The following is a 16,776-nucleotide window of genomic DNA, read 5'->3' on the forward strand; positions in this document are numbered from 1 at the left end:
GAGTTGAGCCCTCATGCCGGGAGACGGCCCCATCCGGCATCGTCTCCTGGAAGAAGCCCCGGAGGTGGTCACAGTGCCCTTAAGTGAGCCAGCCGCACTGGACGACCGGTCACTGGGCTGGCTCCGCTACCTCCACCGCAAAGCCACCACTGCGGATGACTGGGACCGCGAGGGGCGCCCTCACCCCCACTGGGACAACATCACCGGTGCGCCGATGCTGTCTTGGCACCGCTTCGACCTGATCGACTCGAGTTACGCAGTGGCGTTGATGGCCGATCGCACACCCGCTTGGCGCGAGGTCTACTCCGAGATCCTGGACCAACTGGTTACCCGCCACACGTCGTGGTGGGCAGCGTCGGATTGGCTGACCCAATTTGGCTCCGATCCCGACCGGGCGAACTACCCCGAGGCTTGGCGCTCGATCATCCCTGCCAATGCCTGGGGCGAATATGACGTCCCGGGTTGGACGGCAAACGGGATCGAGCCCTACGGGGTGCAAATGGACCCCATAGCGGCGGACGGCATGCTGTTTTTCAAGGGGTTTTTCGGCCTCCTACTTGGATTACACCGCTACGTCTCCAACGACGAGCAATGGAACCAACCATTCGAGATGATCCGGGACGGAGAGCACTCATTCACTTGGACCTACTCGGAGATCTCCGCCCATCTGGCCAACCAGTGGCGGAACCGCCCAATTGGCGTGCACTGCGAAAACACCAAAATCTGGCCCTATTGACTGAGCGGCGCTGGCCTCGGTCTGAGGCTGCACGACCGGCTCCACGGAACTGATCACCACGGCGCCTTCGATCAGTGGTGGGAGTACGCCACCGATAACTACATCACCTGGCAAGACGGCCGACCAGTTGCCATGGATCTCTACTACGACCCAGTCATCGACGAGCACGTATCGACTCCACTGGCGCTGATGGCACCGGTCTGGTACTTGGCACCGCAGAGATCCGACATGGCCAAGTCGGCTTGGGAAATGGCCGCCACACTCACAGGACTGTTCGGCGATGGTGACCTGGTCGGACTGGACGACCCGAACCTGGCGTCTCTCTTAGCTATGCAAACCGGCGATTTCACCGACGGCGAGGCCAAAACACGGCTTTGGGAGTACCTCGACGCGACCCACGAGCCTCAGTGGGATAACGACCTCGGCGAATTCACGTTCGGATTTGGCCTCGGCGAACCCCACCCCCGAGGCCAACTAAACGCCCGGGCCATGGCCGGCTGGGTGTGTACGCCGGGAGCTTGGAGCCGCATCTTCAATGATCCGAACCTGGGGAAGTTCGACGGACCGACGGTCAGCGGTCTCGACTTCCCGCGCGTCGCCATGAGCGAAGCCTGGTGGGACGGCGCCGTCCTCCACCTCACCGCTCATGCCCAGAACTCGTCGGTTGCCAATACCCAGACCTCGATACACGTCGAGGGGCTGCCATCGGACGACGGATGGGGTCTGGTTCAACCAACTGGCGGAACCACGCCTATCGCGGTGTCAGCAGGAGCTAGCCAACTCGAGCTGGTGGTCAACGGCGGCCACTACGAACTCCGCCAACTGTGACGACGCTGCCCGGCTGAAACGCTACGACTAGTAGCCCAATCCGACCGTGTGGTTCGATACCGGGACAGCTAGCCCAACCAGGGCTTGCCCTGGCAAAGGTGGAATCTCTTGTCTCAAACAATTCATGTCGAATTCCCGTGCAACGAAGGTCTCGGGGCAGGACTTGTCGAAACTCTGAAATCCGCCCTGGTCGATACCCGAGCCTTTGACGGCTGTGAGTCGATCGAGGTGTACGTCGATGCAGACAAACCCGACACAGTCATCCTTTGGGAAAAGTTCGCCACCAGGGCCCACCACGAGGCCTACTTGGCGTGGCGTGTCGAAACCGGACTACTCGACATGCTCGCGCCGATCCTGGCTGAAGACCCCAAGTTTACGTACCTCGACAACCAGCCGGGAGTCTGATCAGCGGGCCGTCCACCTCGACGCGAGTCGGCCCCCGCCTAAGCGAGGGCCGTTCGCACGGTGGGAAGACCGTGTCCAGCGGCGGCTCCTCAGCCATCCACCAGTACAACCATCCTAGGGAAACATCGGGTTAGCGACCTCGCTCGCCGTAATCCCCCCACGGGGCGTCCCGCTCCCGGATCACCTCCCGGAAACCCTTCTCAGAAAATGACTCTGCCCACCGGTAGGCCTCCTCGGTATGGCGGGTCGCTCCGTCGAAGAACGTGCCCAGCATCTGTGATGTCCTCAAACCCATGTTCTCGAAAGCCTGGTTGACGAGCAGCTTGTTGAGGGCCAGTTGGTTGGCCGGGATGTGTCGAAATCGTCGGGCCTCCTCCTCAACGAAGCCAGCCAGGTTCTCCGGTTCGCAAACGTGGGACACCAGACCGATACGGAGGGCGGTCTCGGCGTCGATGGCCCGACCAGTCAGCAGAAACTGTTTGGCGTGCTCTAAGCCCAGCCGGTACACCCACATCATGGTGGTCGGGGTCCCGAAGATGCGGCTTGGGGCATACCCGATGTGGGCGTCTGACGCCATGTAGAGCAGGTCGGCGCACAGGATGAGGTCGGTGGCCCCACCGACCGCCCAACCCTTGACCTCGCCCAGCACCGGTTTTGGGCACTCCCAGACCTTCATGAAGCGTCGGACGTTGTTGGCCATGAATTGGTAGTCCCGAACGGGATCCCAGGCGCCCTCCCGGGGTTCTGGGCCCTGGGCGCCGTACGGGGTAGACCAGCCTGGTTCGTCTCCGCTCGAAGTTCCGACCTCGGTGCCCTCCGTAAGGTCGTAGCCGGCGGTCAACGAGTCGCCCGCTCCTCGCAGGACCACGGCCACTACGTCGGGCGACGCGGTGGCGGAATCGATCCCGGCGGCGATTCCCTGGATGACGGCGTCGGTCAGGGCATTCTTTTTCTCGGGGCGGTTGAGGGTAATGATCGCGATGTCGTCGCGTTCCTCGTAGAGCACGGGGTCGGCCATGCCGGACAGCCTTCCATGCTCAACCTCAAGACGGCAGGGTCCAAGCTGGACTCACCCGGCCACCACCCCGGTCACCCCGACTAGCACAAGGCCCAAGCCCATGACTTGTGGTGGGCGGACGGCGTCGCCGAACACCAGGCGTCCTAGGGCCACGCTGATTGCGGGAAACATTGCTCCGGTCACGGCGGCCGGCAGCGCATCGGCCTGTACCCCCAGGATGTAGAGCGTGGAGGCCAGCCCGCCGAACATCCCGGAGAACAACGGCGGCCAGCGGGCGCCCTTGGGCGGCATCACCGGCGACCGGCGACCGGTAGCCAACGCCACGGTGAGGATGCAGGCCACGACACGCTGGGTGACCGCCGGCCATGAGCCACTCGATGTCGACGTGTCGATCAGGACGGCCAGGCCGATGCCGTACCCCAGACCCGACGTCGCTCCCCAGAACAGTCCCTTACGGACTCCGATGGCAGCACGCCCACCGACCGTGATGACCACCAGTCCGAGTATCGCTACCCCCACGCCGCCGAAGGCCAGCATCGAGGCCTGCTCGCCTCCGATAACTGCCGTCCCGAACGGGATGACCACGGTCAGAGTGGCCACCGTCGGTGAGATCACCGTCGACGAGCTTCGTAGGAGCCCACCCAGGTATGCGATCATCCCCACCCCGAATCCGATCCCGGAGATGGCACCCCGGCCCAGGTCCGGCCACGACAGCTCGCTAGGGAGGACCAGCACGAGGACCAGGGCGGTCACAGCGGCCAACCCCTGGGAGACCACACCCACGGCCAGCACGCCTGCGGTTCGGGATCCCTGGCGGCCGAACATCTCCGATCCGCCCACCGATATTGAACTCAGGGCACCGAGCAGCGCTCCCATCAGTTAGTGGGGGCCGGAGCGGACATCTCCGGGACACTAGGTGGGTCAACCTCCACGCCTAGTGTCCCCTTCCACACTCATCGGTGGTGCCGGACCGCCGGAGGGATCATGACGACACTGCTCGATGGAGGCATGGGCCAGGAGTTGATCAACCGCGGTGCTCCGCGTTCGGCTGAACTCTGGTCGGCTTGGGCCATGATCGAGGACCCAGGTCTCGTTACCGCTGTCCACAGCGACTACGTGGAGGCGGGTGCCGACGTCATCACCACTAACAGCTACTCCACCTTCGCCGACCGTCTCGGCATCCATGGGCTGGGTGACCAGGCCGAGAAGTTGACCCGTCTGGCCGGCCACCTGGCTCGCGAGGTCGCCGACTCGGCAGACCGCGACGTCCGTGTTGCCGGGTGCCTACCACCCCTGAGGCATAGCTATAACCCCTCCCCCGACGCCACCTACGAGGAGCTGGTCGCCGAGTACTCGGAGATGGTTGACCACCTCGCCGGCTTCGTCGACCATTTCCTCTGCGAGACTATGGGTGCTTGCTTCGAGGCCCGAGCGGCGTCAGACGCAGCCCGGACAGCGGGAAAGCCCGTCTGGGTATCGTTCACCCTCCAGGGTGGCGACGGAGCCCACCTGCTCGATGGGACCCCGTTCGCCGAAGCCTGTTCCTCTATCGACGCCGACGCCTTCCTCCTCAACTGCAGCTCACCTGAGCAGATCTTCGACGCCCTGCCCCTTCTACGTACAGCGACCGGCCAGCCGATCGGGGCCTACGCGAACGCCTTCCACGGGATGCCTGTCGGCTGGCGTGGACGGGAGGGCAGCCCTCTTCCGGATGCCCGAACCGACCTTGGAGCCGATCCATACACCCAGGTCCTCATGCAGTGGGTCGACATGGGCGTAGACATCGTCGGTGGGTGCTGTGAGATCGGGCCCGAACACATCGCTCGCGTTCGACTAGCCCTCGACGCCTGACGTCGACCCCGACTACACCGCCCGCCGGGTCCCCATCAACCCTTCCGGAGTGCGAACCGGACACCACAGATCTCAAGGTCCGCATTCAGACTGGCACGGAGTTCTACGCCCGCCAGTCCCTCGCCACGCCCGTCAAGTACGGGCACGAAGCGGATCTCGCCACCGTCCAGGGCTACCACCGTTCCCTCTGTCCGACGGCCCAGGACCTCGCCCCAGCGTCCCGCCATGGCCGCTGGGTCATCGGCCTGGATCTCCACGGCCACGATGCCGCTGACCATGCCCGTCTGTCGATGGTCCCGCCAGTTGGGGCCGGCCCAGGGCCAGGCCGTCCAGTCGTCGGTCTCGTCCACCGACAGGATGGCGCCACCGACGTCTCGGGGATGCAGATGCAACCCGACGATCCCGGGCATACGGGCCTCCAGGACAATACGGACGTCTATCTCCCCAATCCGGTCGCGGAAATCCTCCAGGTCATCGGTCTGGAGGATGACCATGTAGCCGCCGTCTCCACCCCGCCGCTGCAGGTGTCGACCGGCCGCAGTGCCCTCCTCTATCGGTGCCACCACCTCGAGCACGGTGTCACCAACCGGGAATAGGACATTCCGGAGTCCGAACCTCTCTACCCCGAGATCGTGGGCGCAGGCCGCCACGGCTAACTGGTCCACGAGATCGACCTCGACCTGGTCCAGATCGCCGGCCACTAACGCCACCTGTCTGAGTCTCATCACCATCTGGTCGACGCTAGGTGACGATTGTCAGCCGATGGGACCCCCGATTATTCCAAGCGCTCTTGGTACGTTGCCGGTCGTGCAGACTCGACGCCTCGGCCGAACCGGCCACGATTCGAGCGTTGCAATCCTGGGCGGAGCGGCCTTCATCACGGACACACCGGACGAGGCCGAGGGGCTGTTCCGCGAGGCCCTGGAGGCTGGCGTAAACCACCTGGACATTGCTCCCGGCTACGGGATGGCGGAGCGGGCCGTGGGCCCACACCTACCAGCGGTCCGCCACCGCCTTTTCCTGGCCTGTAAGACGGCCGAGACCGAGCGGGACTGGGCCCTGCGTCGCCTCGACCGCAGCCTTGAGCGCCTCCAGGTGGATCATCTAGACCTCTACCAGGCCCATGGGGTCACATCGCGGGAGGTCCTGGACCAACGCGACGAGGCCTTCCAAGTCATCCTGGACGCGCGTGACCGGGGGCTAACCCGGTACGTAGGGGTCACCGGACACGACCTTGGAGCCCCGAGCGCCCATCTAGAAGCGGTCCGTCGCTACGACCTGGATACCGTCATGTTCCCCGTTTACCCGACGGTCTGGTCCGACCCCACCTACCGAGCCGACGTGGAGGCGCTACTCGCAGAATGTGCCGCACGGGATGTCGGTGTGATGGCCATCAAGGCCGTCGCCTGGCGCCCTTGGGGTGACCGAGCCCCGGATGCCCTGAGCTGGTACGAACCCCACAGGACAGACGTCGATATAGAACGCGGTGTCCGGTTCGCCCTGTCGACGCCCGGGGTGCACGCATTCTGTACCCCCAGCGACCCGGACACGGCCAGACGGGCCATCGCAGCTGCCACCCGATACGAACCGTTGAGCGATGGTGAGCGTCAAAGGACCGTCGAGGATGCCGAAGGCGGGGGGATCTTCCCCCTTTCCGAGAAGGCAGTCTCTCCCTGGCGCTAACCCCTTAGGGGAAGCACAATCACGTTCAGCACTTCGTGCTTCGGGGTGGGTTATTTCGTCGGGCAACGAGGCGAGAGCAACGCCTGCCTAGCCCTTAGAAGGCTCAAAATTTTCTCTACCCACCTCCCTGACCGCAATTTCGCGGATCGCCGTAGGCTGAAACCACCGGGTCGACCACGGCCCGGTCCAATTCAAATTCAGTTCAAACGAAAGCGATATCGATAATGCCGAACGGCACAGTGAAGTTTTTCAACAGTGAAAAGGGCTACGGGTTCCTCTCCGTAGAAGGTGAAGAGGACGTCTTCGTCCACTACTCCAACATCGAGGGCGAGGGCTACCGAAGCCTCGACGAGGGCCAGGCCGTGGAGTTCGAGGTCGGCCCCGGCCGGAAGGGCCCAGAAGCCCTGAACGTCCGCAAGGTCTGACACGGGTGGGGCGAGCCTCGGCGTAGCCTGAGGTCTCGGCCCAACCCGCTGCGATGAGCCCGCCCTCCGGGGCGGGTTCGTTCGCGTCCGGGGCCAGATCAGACGTCCTGTCCGGAGCTCGGCCGGTAGCGCCGGTAGCCGGGCACGGAGCCGACGTGCAGGCCGCGCCCTCTTGCAGACAGCGCAGGTTTTCCGTCCCGGGCCATCCGGAAGGTCAACCACAGCACGGCAGCCAGGCTGATCGCCCCGCCGACCAGCGTCTCCGTCGAAGGCGTCTCGTCTCTCCAGATCCACAGCCACACTGGAGCCATCACGATCTCGGAGATCAGCAGCAGACTCACGTCGGCTGGTGGTACGAACCGATGGGCGTAATTCCAGACTGGCGCGAATACGCCGATCAGCAGGCCACCCGCAATGACCCCCATGAGCACGTCGTAGGCCGGTACGACAACCCCTGGCCCGAACGACGAGACGGCGGCTGCCGCAACTGCCCCCGCCGTTCCACCTACCAGCATCGGCACCCCCGGGTCTCGGATCGGCGAACTCCTGATAAGGACGGCGTACCCCCCGAGGGCGATGGGCAGGATCGCGGACAGAAGGGTTCCCAGGGCGTCGCCGGAGCCCACATTGCCGCCGACCATCACAACCACGCCAACCGCGGCAACCACCATGGCCATCAGGGTGTCCCTACCGACCGGTTCCTTCAGAAAGATGCGCCCGAATAGGGCGGCGTAGAACGGGCTGGTGGACTGCATGAGGAGCACGAAGGCCGCCGAGGCCCGGCTCAGCGCCACGATGAACAGGGTGAACAGCCCAGCCACCACTAGCCCGGCCGCCACCTGGCGTAGCCCGGCCTCGACTACCGAGCGGAGCGGGTTTCGGCCGGCCGCCACGATGATGGCCGCCGAAACGACGGCAGTCGCCCAACTGCGGTGGAACAGGAACTGCCAGGCGTCAGCTTCGCGGAGCGCTCGAAAGGCAAGGGGTCCAAACGAGAACATGAGGCCGCAGAAGAGGACGACGAGGGAGCCCTGCTGACGGGTGAGCACGGGGGGCATGGCCGGTCCTTCCTCCCGCCGAGACGAATCCAACAAAGCTGGCGTCGCCGACGAAGCGGACAGTCGACAAACACTACGCTCTTGCCCTCGTCTAGGGCCTATACCGGTCTTCGGGTGTCGTCGGTCACGATCCCGAAAATCGCATCATCTGGCCGGTACCCTTGGGGTTGCTTCGATGAGTTCTCGTCGAAGGGTTCGCTACCGGGTACTGGTTCTTCCGGCCACGTGGACCACCCGAGCACCGACCTTGGCGCTTCCGCCGGGGCGACGCGAACCCTGATACCGCCCGCCCGACGCGCGGGCCTGGAGATCCGATGCCCCCCACCTTCGCCCAGTTGGGTGTACCCGAACCGATCAGCCGCTCCCTAGCGGCCCACGGAATCACTGAACCGTTCGCAATCCAGGCGGCGACCATCGCCGACGCCCTGGCCGGTCGCGATGTCTGCGGCCGGGCTCCCACGGGCTCCGGCAAGACCCTGGCTTTCGGCATTCCCCTGGTGGCCTCTGTGGACCGTGCCGAACCCCGCCGCCCCCGCGGCCTGGTCCTGGCCCCGACTCGTGAGTTGGCTGAACAGATCTGCTCTGAGCTACGGACCTTTGCCGGCCGGGTACGGATCGCCGTTGTGTACGGCGGTGTCGGCTATGGCCCGCAGTTGAAGGCGCTCCGCGAGGGTGTTGACGTTCTGGTGGCCTGCCCGGGCCGCCTGGAGGACTTGCTCGAACAGGGACAACTCCGCCTGGCCGACGTCGACCGGGTCGTCATAGACGAAGCCGACCGCCTGGCCGACATGGGCTTCATGCCCGCCGTGCGCCGGATCCTCGACCAGACGGCCACTGTGCGCCAGACGGTGCTCTTCTCCGCCACGCTGGACAACGACGTGGCCAAGTTGACCCGCGACTACCAAGTCGATCCGATCCGACACGAGGTCGGAGAGGAGACGCCGGACATCACGGCGGCCACTCACCTCTTCTGGACCGTGGATCGTAGCGAGCGGGTCAGCCTCACCGCCGAAGCAGTCGGGGCCGCATGGCCAGCCATTATCTTCTGTCGGACCCGCCACGGAGCCGACCGGCTGGCCAAGCAGCTGGCTCGGACCGAGATCCGTGCCGCCGCCATCCACGGGGGCCGCAGCCAGAACCAGCGGACCCGGGCCCTGGCCGACTTCACAAACGGAAAAGTGCATGCCCTGGTAGCCACCGATGTAGCCGCCCGCGGTATCCACGTGGACGGTGTGGCCTCGGTACTGCACTACGACCCGCCGGAAGACCATAAGGCCTACGTCCACCGGTCCGGCCGTACAGCCCGTGCCGGACGCGATGGCGTGGTCATATCACTAGTCCAGCCCGACCAGAAGAAAGGGGTCCGGCGCCTCCAGCGTGACGTAGGGATCGACGAGCCGGTCCGAACCCCCAACCTGGACACGGTTCGGGAACTGTCGCCTCCCCGGGTTTCTGCACCGGCCCCACGGCCATCTTCCCCGGAGGAAAACCGCAGTCGTCGGAACGGCGACACCCAGACAAACCGGACCGGCAACGGCCGCCCGCGCCAGCCGGCAAACCGCCGCCGCAACCGCTCCCACAATGGACAACGCGGTGGCCCCTCCGCCGGTAATGGTCGGCCCGCAGGCTCGGCTCGTCGTTCGGATGGAGGTAAGCCACGCAATGGACAACAAGGTGGGAACCGTCAAAAGAACGCTCGCGGAACCGGCACGGGGCGACCAGGGGCGGCAGGCGGGAATCGCCGCTCCAATCGAAACCGGCGGTCGAACGGCTGACCCGACGGAGGTCATCTGACCGGATCCTCATCTCCGGATTACCGTCCACCCGCCTCCGAGGACAACATGAGCCCTCCCGCCACCCAATGCCTGGGAAGCCCGATGGCCCCTTACCGATACCGCCCAACCATGGCGGCGCTTCTTCTGGTTGCCGTCGTTGCCTGTGGCGGAGATGCCGGACCGGTGGGTGATACCGACCCGGCCAAGGAGACCGTCCCTCTGGCCGAAGAGGAGACGAACCCTCGGGAAACCATGCGTTCCACTACCGGTGAGTTCAACGCCTGTCTCGAGGCGTCGGGCTACGAGTTCCGAGGCTTCGCCGGCGAGGACCCGACCGACGCTGCGGTGGCTGACGACCCCGGGTATGTAGAAGCACTGCAGCGCTGCAACGCCCAAACCGGTATCGCCGACCTCCGTGCCGAGTTTCAGCAGTCACGTGCCGAGCGCACCCCGGACCAGATTCGGGAAACAAACCGACAGATCCTCGCCGTCGTGGACTGCCTGAGGGCTCGAGGATGGGAAGTCGATGACCCCACCCAGGATGAAACCGGCTCCCTGAACCTGAGGGGACTACTACAGGGATCCGACGTCGACCTCCGCGGTGACGCAGAGGCCCGGTCCTGCCTCAGCGAGATGCGCCTGCGCGAGGACGGTTGATTCACTAGTCCGGCCATAGCCTCTTTCTATGGCTATCCCTAGCCAGGGCAGCATTCCCTCGCCGATCGGCCGACTCCTGGTCTGGGCCTTCGTGCTCGTCCTGGTGGCCGCCGTGGCCAGCCAGTTCCTCTCCGGTTCCGACGACGAAGTCCGGATACCGACTACCACCCTCTCGCCGGCCACCACGACGACGACCATGCCGCCCGCATTCTGGATGAACAAGTACGAGTGGGCCCTCAAGGACCACATCGACGCCCTCGTCGTCCTGGGGGACTGCTCCGAACTCCATGACCGGTACGTGCAGGCCACCCTGGCCAACGCGGCGGTCACCCAGCGCTATGGAAGCGGAACGGCCGACCTGCTGGAGTACATCTTCTTGGCCTCCGACGCGGTTGGCTGCTACGGCTGACCGGCTTGGTTAACCGGCCGACAGCAGTCGGCCGGCGTACCAGTCGGCGAAGCGGGCTACGTTCGGCTCTAGGTACGAGAACCGGCCCTGGCGGGCGAACGGCGACCGCATTCCCCGGTGCTGTCGTTCGAGCATCGGGATGTCCTCACCGATGGCCACGTCGAACCGCTCGTAGTAGGCCTCGACCGCCTCAGCGAAGTCTTTCCGGTCAACGGTGGCCGGTGGGAAGCACACCACCTGGGCACACCGGCAGCGGTCCGGTCCATCCGGGTAGACCTCGTACATCCACATACCTTCGGCTCCGGTGGCGATCACCAGGTTCGGGAACAGCCACGAGTAGCGCACCCCGAGGGCCGCACGTCCGCTTAGGCCGTCGATGACCGGCAGGGCTCGGTGCTGGTCGGCATCCAGCAGGCCGCCAGTTCCCACGGTTGTCCCGAAGTGTGTTGACCAGGCCCCGACCACGTCCTCGGGATTGTCGGGCTCGTTGTAGGTGTCGTCGATGCTGCCCGAGTGCACGTAGGGCAGGTGGTAGTACTCGTTGAAGACCTCAGCGAAGCCCTTCCAGTTGCATGACACTGTGAACTCCCGGCGCCTGGTCGTCACTAGGTCGGCCAATGGCCACGGGGCGTGAACCTCGCTGAAGTCGCCCAGCCAATCGTCGATGGGCGTGGGTGCTTCGTCCAAGCTGACGAAGGCGAACCCGTGGCGCTCGGCCACCGTGAACTCGTGGAGCCCATGGTCGGCGCGTTCGAAGTTCTCGGTGCGGTGCATGCTGGGTGCCGCCACTAGGCGCCCGTCCAAGGCATAGGTCCAGGCGTGGAACGGGCAGCGCATCCGCGAGCAGGTGCCCTCTCCGGCCATGATCTCGGCTGATCGGTGGCTGCACGAGTTGGCGAAGGCTCGGAGCTGGCCGTTGCCGTCACGCACAACCACCACCGGAACCCCAGCTAGATCCATGGCGCTGTAGTCCCCTGCCCCGGGCCAGCGGTCCCAGCGGCCAACTCCCACCCAACCTTGGCGGAAGACCGTGTCGACCTCGATCCGGTGCACGACGGGGTCCACGTAGCAGGAGGCGGGCAGGGTTGCCGCCCGGTCTGCCGGTTCCCGGCAGGCGGCCAGCTCATCGGCCAGCCCGTCGGGGAGGTGCGCGGTTGGGTCGTGCATCGGCCCGATTGTAGGACCGGACCCCGTACGGGCCGAATCCCGTAGGGTCCCCGGATGCCCCACGTTTCGCTTGACGAGATTGAACAGGCCACCCACCGTGCCCTGGTCTGCCACGGGGCCCGTACCGAGGTGGCCGACCACGTGGCCCGTGCTGTGCGGGTCGCCGAGTCCACCGGGAACCGGATCTGTGGGCTTTACTACCTTGAGAGTTACTGTCAGCAGTTGCGGACCGGGCGTATCGACGGCGTCGTCGAGCCGGTGGTGACCGTGGTCCGGCCAGGGGCGGTGCGCATCGACGGTCGGCTCGGCTTCGCCCAGAGTGCTTTCGCCGCCGGCTTTCCGACTGCCGTGGAAGCCGCTCGGGCCAACGGCATCTGTGGCGTCTCGGTGGAACACACCCATACTTGTACGTCACTCGGTTTCTTCACCGAGCAGTTCGCCGCTGAGGGACTACTGGCCATCGGCACCACCAACGCCACGCCACGGGTGTCGCCGCCCGGCGGCTCGGTCCCTGTACTAGGCACCAACCCGATCGCCGTGGCTGTCCCCGACGGCGCAGGTGGAATTGCCTTCCAGTTCGACTTCTCCACTAGTGCCGTGGCCTTGGGTCGGATCACCATGGCCGCTGCGGCTGGCGAGGAGATTCCACTCGGTTGGGCCGTCGACGCCGACGGCCACCCGACCACCGACCCCCAGGCCGCTCTGACCGGCTCGCTGGTGTCGGCCGGTGGATACAAGGGCTACGGGATCGGTCTGCTGGTCGAGGTGCTAGCCGGCGCCCTAACCGGTTGTCGCCTGAGCGTTGACGTACCTCCGCTCAAGTCCCCTGAGGGTGAACCCCACGACCTTGGCCAGTTCTACGTGATCATCGACCCTGACTCGTACAGCGGCCGGACGTTCTACGATCGGTTGGCCGCCCTGGCCGAGAGCATCACCGTTCAGGAGGGCGCACGCCTTCCCGGAACTGGTCGGCTTCCCACCGACCCGGTGGACGTGGAGGATTCCGTCTGGACTCTCGTCACGGAGCTGGCTAGCGACTGAGTCTGGCCGTCAGCCCTCAAGAGCGTCGAGGGTCTCCTCGGCAACTAGGAACGCCGCTGCCGCCTCGACCAGGGCCTCAAACGCTCCTCTGTCTACTTGCAGGCCATCGCGGTGGGCGTCGGTTCCCGACCCGGCTGCCGATTCCACTTGTCCCGGTGCTAGGTCCAGGGTGGCGATCTCCAACCCCCCGGTGGCGTCACTAGGAATGCCCGACACGACAACACCGCGGGCCGACGCCTCGGCGACGGTCGCCGCCAAGGCGGCTAGCGGCACTGGCGGGTCGAAGGTGGCTGTGGCTGACCCGTGGTCGCGGGCGTCGACTTCGGCCGAGACAAGGGCATCGGCCGCCATGGCCCACGTGGAGGCCAACACCCCAGAGGCCAGCGCGTCGATGACCGCCGGCAGCGCTCCCCCGAACCGGACCTCAGCCGCTGTCACATTCCGGGCCGTGCGGTCGGCGCCACCGGCGTCACAGCCGGCCACCCGGGCGCAGCGGAACACCAGATCGTGGACTTCGCGGGGCGCGACCAGCACTAAACCCACCACGACGACTGCTCTCAAGCTGAGAAGACCTGGCCGAACAGGCGCAGCCAGTTGCCGCCTAGCACCAGGTCTCGTTCATCCGAGGTGAAGCCCGCCTCGTCGAGCCCATCTGACAGGCTGCCGAAGTCCTTCGGGCCGTCGAACCATGTTGGCCACGGCGGAAACTTCGGTGCTTCGGTTGGGCCCGTCGCCCGGTCCCAACGGCCGTTGCGCATCCAACCCAGGGCATCCGGGCTCCAACCCAGAACGGCATCCGAACCGATGGCTACGTGCTCCACGCCGACCTGGTCGGCCAGCTGGGCGACCATCGAGCAGTACTCGGCACGGGTGACGTCCGCTCCACCCATAAACAGCGGGTAGAGGGTGCAGCCAATGACCCCGCCTCGTTCGGCCACCGCGGCGACCAGCTCGTCGGGTTTGTTCCGCGGCGAATCGCAAAACGAGGTCGGGTTGCCGTGGGTAATAGCGATGGGCTGGGCCGAGGCGTCCACGGCATCTCGACCGGTGACGTTGCCCACATGCGAGATGTCGACGAGGACACCGGTGTCGTTTAGGGCGGCGACCATCCGGTGCCCGGCCCGGGTCAGGCCGCCGTCGTGCGGCTCCCAGCAACTAGAACCCAGATGGTTGGCAATGTTGTAGGTCAGCTGGATGACCCGTACCCCGACGTCGGCAAAGATCCCGGCCATCTCCGGGTCGTCGCCCAGCATCGATGAGTTCTGAAACCCCAGGACCACTGCCAGCACGTCGTCGGCCACCGCGGCGTGGATCTCGTCCACCGACCGGACGATCCGGATGACGTCGGCGTTGTGGCGACACAGGTGTCGGAAAGCTCCGATCCGAGCCATGGTCCCGGCAAGGTCTTCCCAGACGCCTACCGTGGCGTGTACGACATCTACCCCACCTGACCGGACCTCGGCAATCACCTCCCGGGACCAGTCGTTGATCTGCAGGCCGTCGATGATCATGCGGGGCTCCCCGGTCGCGGTGGGAGGACCCAGTCGTCGGTGACGTCAGGGCCCAGGTCGTCCAGCCGCGGCGCTCCCTGGAAGAGGGTGACCCGCAGCCAGTCGGTGGACTTCGGTTTGTAGTTGTCCATGCCGTACATGGCCAGCTGGAACCGCTGGATCTGCAGCGGGAGGTAGCCGGCTGCGCACGCATTGTCCCTTGGCTCGCCGTAGCGGCGGTCACTGGCGTGGAGACGTTCGACGGCCAGGCGATGCCTAGGTCGGTCAGTAAGAAATCGGTGAATCGGGGTATTGCCGTCCTCTGAAACCAAGTCGGCTCGCAGGCGCCAGAGCCTCAGGGCCGTATCGATAGCCACGTCACGGTGTTGCGGATCCAGAAGCGATCGGAGAGCCCGCCGGGGTTCCTCCGTATTATCGCTGACCACCCACCAGAATGTGTCAGCCTCAGCACCGTCGAGGTCCAGGTCGGCCAGCCAGTCGAATCTCTCATCAAGCAGTCGACGGGCCTCGCCGACCGTCATCGCCGGATCAGCGGCAGCACGTTCTTCGACGGCGAACATCTCGTCAACCAGGGCGTCGTCGGTCTCGTGGAGTTCTAGGAGCAGCGACACGACCATTTCGGCCGTCTCCGGGCCGTCGTCCTCCGCCCAGCGGTAGAGGGCGTCAAACGGGAGGTCACCGGTCGAGACTTCCTCCCACGCCGAGGCGATCCGGTCTAGGACGGGAACGAGGGACCGGGCGTTGAGGAAGGGGTGACAGTCGTCGTCGCCCCCGGTGGCAAAGTGCCGTCGGGCCCGCGTGATCCAGGCCCTCAGCCGCTCCATAGAGGTGGGATCGCCAGGCAGTTCTCGCTGGTCTGCCAAGGCGATCTCCCGGACTCCCACCCAGGCGTCCAATACCCGGGGGTGCTTGAAGGCGTACGGCACGAGGCCCAGTCCGGTGGCGTTGCCGAGGCCGAAGAACCGCCGCCACTCCTCGTCGAAGGGCACCGACGTCTCCCCACCCTTCACTCGGGCACAGTGCTCGACCATGTCGTAACCGAGTTCCCGGAACAGCCAGGCGGCCACGAACTGGGCCCGGTAGGGAGGCCGGAGGGGATGGTCGGTTGGGTAGCCGGCGAAGGACCGCATGCCGAACTTGCCGTTGGCGTAGAAGGCAGTACTCCGGAGGATGTAACCGGCGTCGCCTACCAAGTCTGGGTCGGGCTGCCGGCCGGTCGCCAGGGCGTCAACCAGGTAGCCGAAGAACCGGACGCTGCGGTTTCCTCGAGTCAGGCACAGAACCCGAGGGTCCAGGCGTCCTCGTTCCTGTTCCGGCACCTCCACCCTCAGCGTGGCCATCAGTTCCTCTGTGACCTCGCCCTCCACCAGGACCCCGGCCACTTCCCACCGTTCGGCGATGACCCGGTCGGTGTGGGCCGACTCGTCGATGGTCGTCGTGAAGGCCACGAAGCTGAACCGATGGCCATCGGCTTCGACCGTGTACACGGACTCGCCCCGACCTTCGGCGTCTAGGTCCTGGCCGGTGCGGCAGGCCGTCCAACCTCCGGCGACGGCCCGTCGCAGCATGGTTCGACTGAAGCTGTACCGGGTGAGGCGGGCCGCCCCAAGCATCTCGGGTCGCATCACCACCTCGGGGGGACGAAGGCGCGACCCTCGGGCCTCTAACTCGGCCTGCAGCCGATCGGGCACCACGGCGACGCTCACCGAGCAACTATCAGGGTGGGAAGACCGTGCAGCACGGCCGAAGCGTACGCCGTGACGGACCCTCGGGCCTCAGGGCTGTCCCACGCGGAACACCCGCCTCCAACTCGAGGCGGGTGCTTCCCGGGGGTGTCCCGAGCTGACCAACTCCCTACGGCGTCGCCCGAGTTTCCGTCGAACATGCACGCCCAGCCGGTCAGCCGGCCTAATTGTCGCGCCACGGTGGTCCTACGGCAAGGGTTGTAGTCGGGCCGTCGAATCGGGGGTCCCCGAACCGCCCCAGAGGTAGGTTCGGTGCATGAGCCGCTGGGTGGAACTTCTCGAGGCCCAAGGCGTGCTTGTCGCCGATGGTGCCATGGGAACCCAGCTCTTCACGGTTGGCCTGGCCGCCGGGGACCCACCCGAGGCCTGGAACGTGGATCATCCGGACCGCATCCGGGGTATCCACCGCTCCTACGTCGAGGCCGGATCCGACATCATTCTCTCCAACTCGTTTGGTGGAAACCGAC

19 protein-coding genes are annotated in these 16,776 nt (G+C 65.7%); 11 read left to right on the plus strand and 8 right to left on the minus strand.

What is annotated here, in order from left to right; genetic code table 11:
- Positions 1–13 precede the first annotated feature (13 nt).
- The 3 genes from MK181_08535 to MK181_08545 all read left to right on the plus strand — a co-directional run bounded on the left by MK181_08535 (position 14) and on the right by MK181_08545 (position 1,969).
- Positions 14–736: a hypothetical protein gene (locus MK181_08535; protein MCH2419845.1), complete on the plus strand. Its 723-nt coding sequence runs from the start codon at positions 14–16 to the stop codon at positions 734–736.
- Between the two features lie 132 nt (positions 737–868).
- Positions 869–1,564, plus strand: coding sequence for a hypothetical protein (locus MK181_08540; GenBank protein MCH2419846.1), 696 nt, complete (start codon positions 869–871; stop codon positions 1,562–1,564).
- Between the two features lie 108 nt (positions 1,565–1,672).
- Positions 1,673–1,969: an antibiotic biosynthesis monooxygenase gene (locus MK181_08545; GenBank protein MCH2419847.1), complete on the plus strand. Its 297-nt coding sequence runs from the start codon at positions 1,673–1,675 to the stop codon at positions 1,967–1,969.
- Between the two features lie 130 nt (positions 1,970–2,099).
- On the opposite strand, the gene MK181_08550 is transcribed toward MK181_08545, so the two are convergent.
- Together MK181_08550 and MK181_08555 are read right to left on the minus strand one after the other, a co-directional pair.
- Positions 2,100–2,987, minus strand: a complete 888-nt coding sequence (locus MK181_08550; GenBank protein MCH2419848.1) for a crotonase/enoyl-CoA hydratase family protein — start codon at positions 2,985–2,987, stop codon at positions 2,100–2,102.
- Positions 2,988–3,038: 51 nt separating this feature from the next.
- Entirely contained in the window at positions 3,039–3,863 is an 825-nt protein-coding gene (locus MK181_08555) for a hypothetical protein (GenBank protein ID MCH2419849.1), read from the minus strand.
- 108 nt (positions 3,864–3,971) lie between these two features.
- Between MK181_08555 and MK181_08560 the strand changes: the two genes are divergently transcribed.
- Positions 3,972–4,838: a homocysteine S-methyltransferase family protein gene (locus tag MK181_08560; GenBank protein ID MCH2419850.1), complete on the plus strand. Its 867-nt coding sequence runs from the start codon at positions 3,972–3,974 to the stop codon at positions 4,836–4,838.
- 35 nt (positions 4,839–4,873) lie between these two features.
- Here MK181_08560 and MK181_08565 read toward each other — a convergent pair whose 3' ends face one another.
- On the minus strand, positions 4,874–5,569 hold the full coding sequence (locus MK181_08565; protein MCH2419851.1) for a hypothetical protein: 696 nt from the start codon (positions 5,567–5,569) through the stop codon (positions 4,874–4,876).
- Positions 5,570–5,645: 76 nt separating this feature from the next.
- Between MK181_08565 and MK181_08570 the strand changes: the two genes are divergently transcribed.
- Positions 5,646–6,521, plus strand: a complete 876-nt coding sequence (locus MK181_08570; protein ID MCH2419852.1) for an aldo/keto reductase — start codon at positions 5,646–5,648, stop codon at positions 6,519–6,521.
- Positions 6,522–6,745: 224 nt separating this feature from the next.
- Complete coding sequence (locus MK181_08575; protein MCH2419853.1) at positions 6,746–6,946, plus strand: cold shock domain-containing protein; 201 nt, start codon at positions 6,746–6,748, stop codon at positions 6,944–6,946.
- A gap of 98 nt (positions 6,947–7,044) precedes the next feature.
- Here the strand turns inward: MK181_08575 and MK181_08580 are convergent, their stop codons facing one another.
- The gene (locus MK181_08580; GenBank protein MCH2419854.1) at positions 7,045–8,004 is read right to left on the minus strand and encodes a DMT family transporter; all 960 of its coding nucleotides are present in this window, start codon (positions 8,002–8,004) and stop codon (positions 7,045–7,047) included.
- A gap of 314 nt (positions 8,005–8,318) precedes the next feature.
- On the opposite strand from MK181_08580, the gene MK181_08585 reads away from it, so the two are divergent.
- The 3 genes from MK181_08585 (at position 8,319) to MK181_08595 (ending at position 10,845) form a co-directional block, all read left to right on the plus strand.
- Positions 8,319–9,779, plus strand: coding sequence for a DEAD/DEAH box helicase (locus MK181_08585; protein ID MCH2419855.1), 1,461 nt, complete (start codon positions 8,319–8,321; stop codon positions 9,777–9,779).
- A gap of 129 nt (positions 9,780–9,908) precedes the next feature.
- A complete protein-coding gene (locus MK181_08590) occupies positions 9,909–10,436 on the plus strand; it encodes a hypothetical protein (GenBank protein MCH2419856.1) in 528 nt (175 codons plus the stop codon).
- Between the two features lie 28 nt (positions 10,437–10,464).
- Positions 10,465–10,845: a hypothetical protein gene (locus tag MK181_08595; GenBank protein MCH2419857.1), complete on the plus strand. Its 381-nt coding sequence runs from the start codon at positions 10,465–10,467 to the stop codon at positions 10,843–10,845.
- Between the two features lie 9 nt (positions 10,846–10,854).
- Here the strand turns inward: MK181_08595 and MK181_08600 are convergent, their stop codons facing one another.
- Positions 10,855–12,012, minus strand: coding sequence for an aromatic ring-hydroxylating dioxygenase subunit alpha (locus MK181_08600; GenBank protein MCH2419858.1), 1,158 nt, complete (start codon positions 12,010–12,012; stop codon positions 10,855–10,857).
- Between the two features lie 54 nt (positions 12,013–12,066).
- Between MK181_08600 and MK181_08605 the strand changes: the two genes are divergently transcribed.
- Positions 12,067–13,053, plus strand: a complete 987-nt coding sequence (locus MK181_08605; protein ID MCH2419859.1) for an Ldh family oxidoreductase — start codon at positions 12,067–12,069, stop codon at positions 13,051–13,053.
- Positions 13,054–13,062: 9 nt separating this feature from the next.
- Here the strand turns inward: MK181_08605 and MK181_08610 are convergent, their stop codons facing one another.
- From MK181_08610 to MK181_08620, 3 genes are read right to left on the minus strand one after another with little or no spacing between them, the layout of a single operon-like run.
- A complete protein-coding gene (locus MK181_08610) occupies positions 13,063–13,614 on the minus strand; it encodes a hypothetical protein (protein MCH2419860.1) in 552 nt (183 codons plus the stop codon).
- Entirely contained in the window at positions 13,611–14,564 is a 954-nt protein-coding gene (locus tag MK181_08615; GenBank protein MCH2419861.1) for a dipeptidase, read from the minus strand. Before MK181_08615 ends, MK181_08610 begins: the two co-directional genes overlap by 4 nt.
- On the minus strand, positions 14,561–16,270 hold the full coding sequence (locus MK181_08620; protein MCH2419862.1) for a hypothetical protein: 1,710 nt from the start codon (positions 16,268–16,270) through the stop codon (positions 14,561–14,563). The genes MK181_08615 and MK181_08620 overlap by 4 nt, the downstream gene beginning before the upstream one ends.
- Positions 16,271–16,565: 295 nt before the next feature.
- On the opposite strand from MK181_08620, the gene MK181_08625 reads away from it, so the two are divergent.
- Positions 16,566–16,776, plus strand: a 211-nt coding sequence (locus tag MK181_08625; protein ID MCH2419863.1) for a homocysteine S-methyltransferase family protein, incomplete at its 3' end; no start/stop codon positions are given.

The organism is Acidimicrobiales bacterium, from assembly GCA_022452035.1.
Lineage (GTDB): Bacteria > Actinomycetota > Acidimicrobiia > Acidimicrobiales > MedAcidi-G1 > UBA9410.

What these genes read in the sequence shown, in the direction of transcription:
- MK181_08535 (MCH2419845.1), top strand. Translation starts at nt 14, where the DNA reads ATGCCGGGAGACGGCCCCATCCGGCATCGTCTCCTGGAAGAAGCCCCG.
- MK181_08540 (MCH2419846.1), top strand. Translation starts at nt 869, where the DNA reads ATGGATCTCTACTACGACCCAGTCATCGACGAGCACGTATCGACTCCA.
- MK181_08550 (MCH2419848.1), bottom strand. Translation starts at nt 2,987, where the DNA reads ATGGCCGACCCCGTGCTCTACGAGGAACGCGACGACATCGCGATCATT.
- MK181_08555 (MCH2419849.1), bottom strand. Translation starts at nt 3,863, where the DNA reads ATGGGAGCGCTGCTCGGTGCCCTGAGTTCAATATCGGTGGGCGGATCG.
- MK181_08560 (MCH2419850.1), top strand. Translation starts at nt 3,972, where the DNA reads ATGACGACACTGCTCGATGGAGGCATGGGCCAGGAGTTGATCAACCGC.
- MK181_08565 (MCH2419851.1), bottom strand. Translation starts at nt 5,569, where the DNA reads ATGGTGATGAGACTCAGACAGGTGGCGTTAGTGGCCGGCGATCTGGAC.
- MK181_08575 (MCH2419853.1), top strand. Translation starts at nt 6,746, where the DNA reads ATGCCGAACGGCACAGTGAAGTTTTTCAACAGTGAAAAGGGCTACGGG.
- MK181_08580 (MCH2419854.1), bottom strand. Translation starts at nt 8,004, where the DNA reads ATGCCCCCCGTGCTCACCCGTCAGCAGGGCTCCCTCGTCGTCCTCTTC.
- MK181_08585 (MCH2419855.1), top strand. Translation starts at nt 8,319, where the DNA reads ATGCCCCCCACCTTCGCCCAGTTGGGTGTACCCGAACCGATCAGCCGC.
- MK181_08590 (MCH2419856.1), top strand. Translation starts at nt 9,909, where the DNA reads ATGGCGGCGCTTCTTCTGGTTGCCGTCGTTGCCTGTGGCGGAGATGCC.
- MK181_08595 (MCH2419857.1), top strand. Translation starts at nt 10,465, where the DNA reads ATGGCTATCCCTAGCCAGGGCAGCATTCCCTCGCCGATCGGCCGACTC.
- MK181_08600 (MCH2419858.1), bottom strand. Translation starts at nt 12,012, where the DNA reads ATGCACGACCCAACCGCGCACCTCCCCGACGGGCTGGCCGATGAGCTG.
- MK181_08605 (MCH2419859.1), top strand. Translation starts at nt 12,067, where the DNA reads ATGCCCCACGTTTCGCTTGACGAGATTGAACAGGCCACCCACCGTGCC.
- MK181_08615 (MCH2419861.1), bottom strand. Translation starts at nt 14,564, where the DNA reads ATGATCATCGACGGCCTGCAGATCAACGACTGGTCCCGGGAGGTGATT.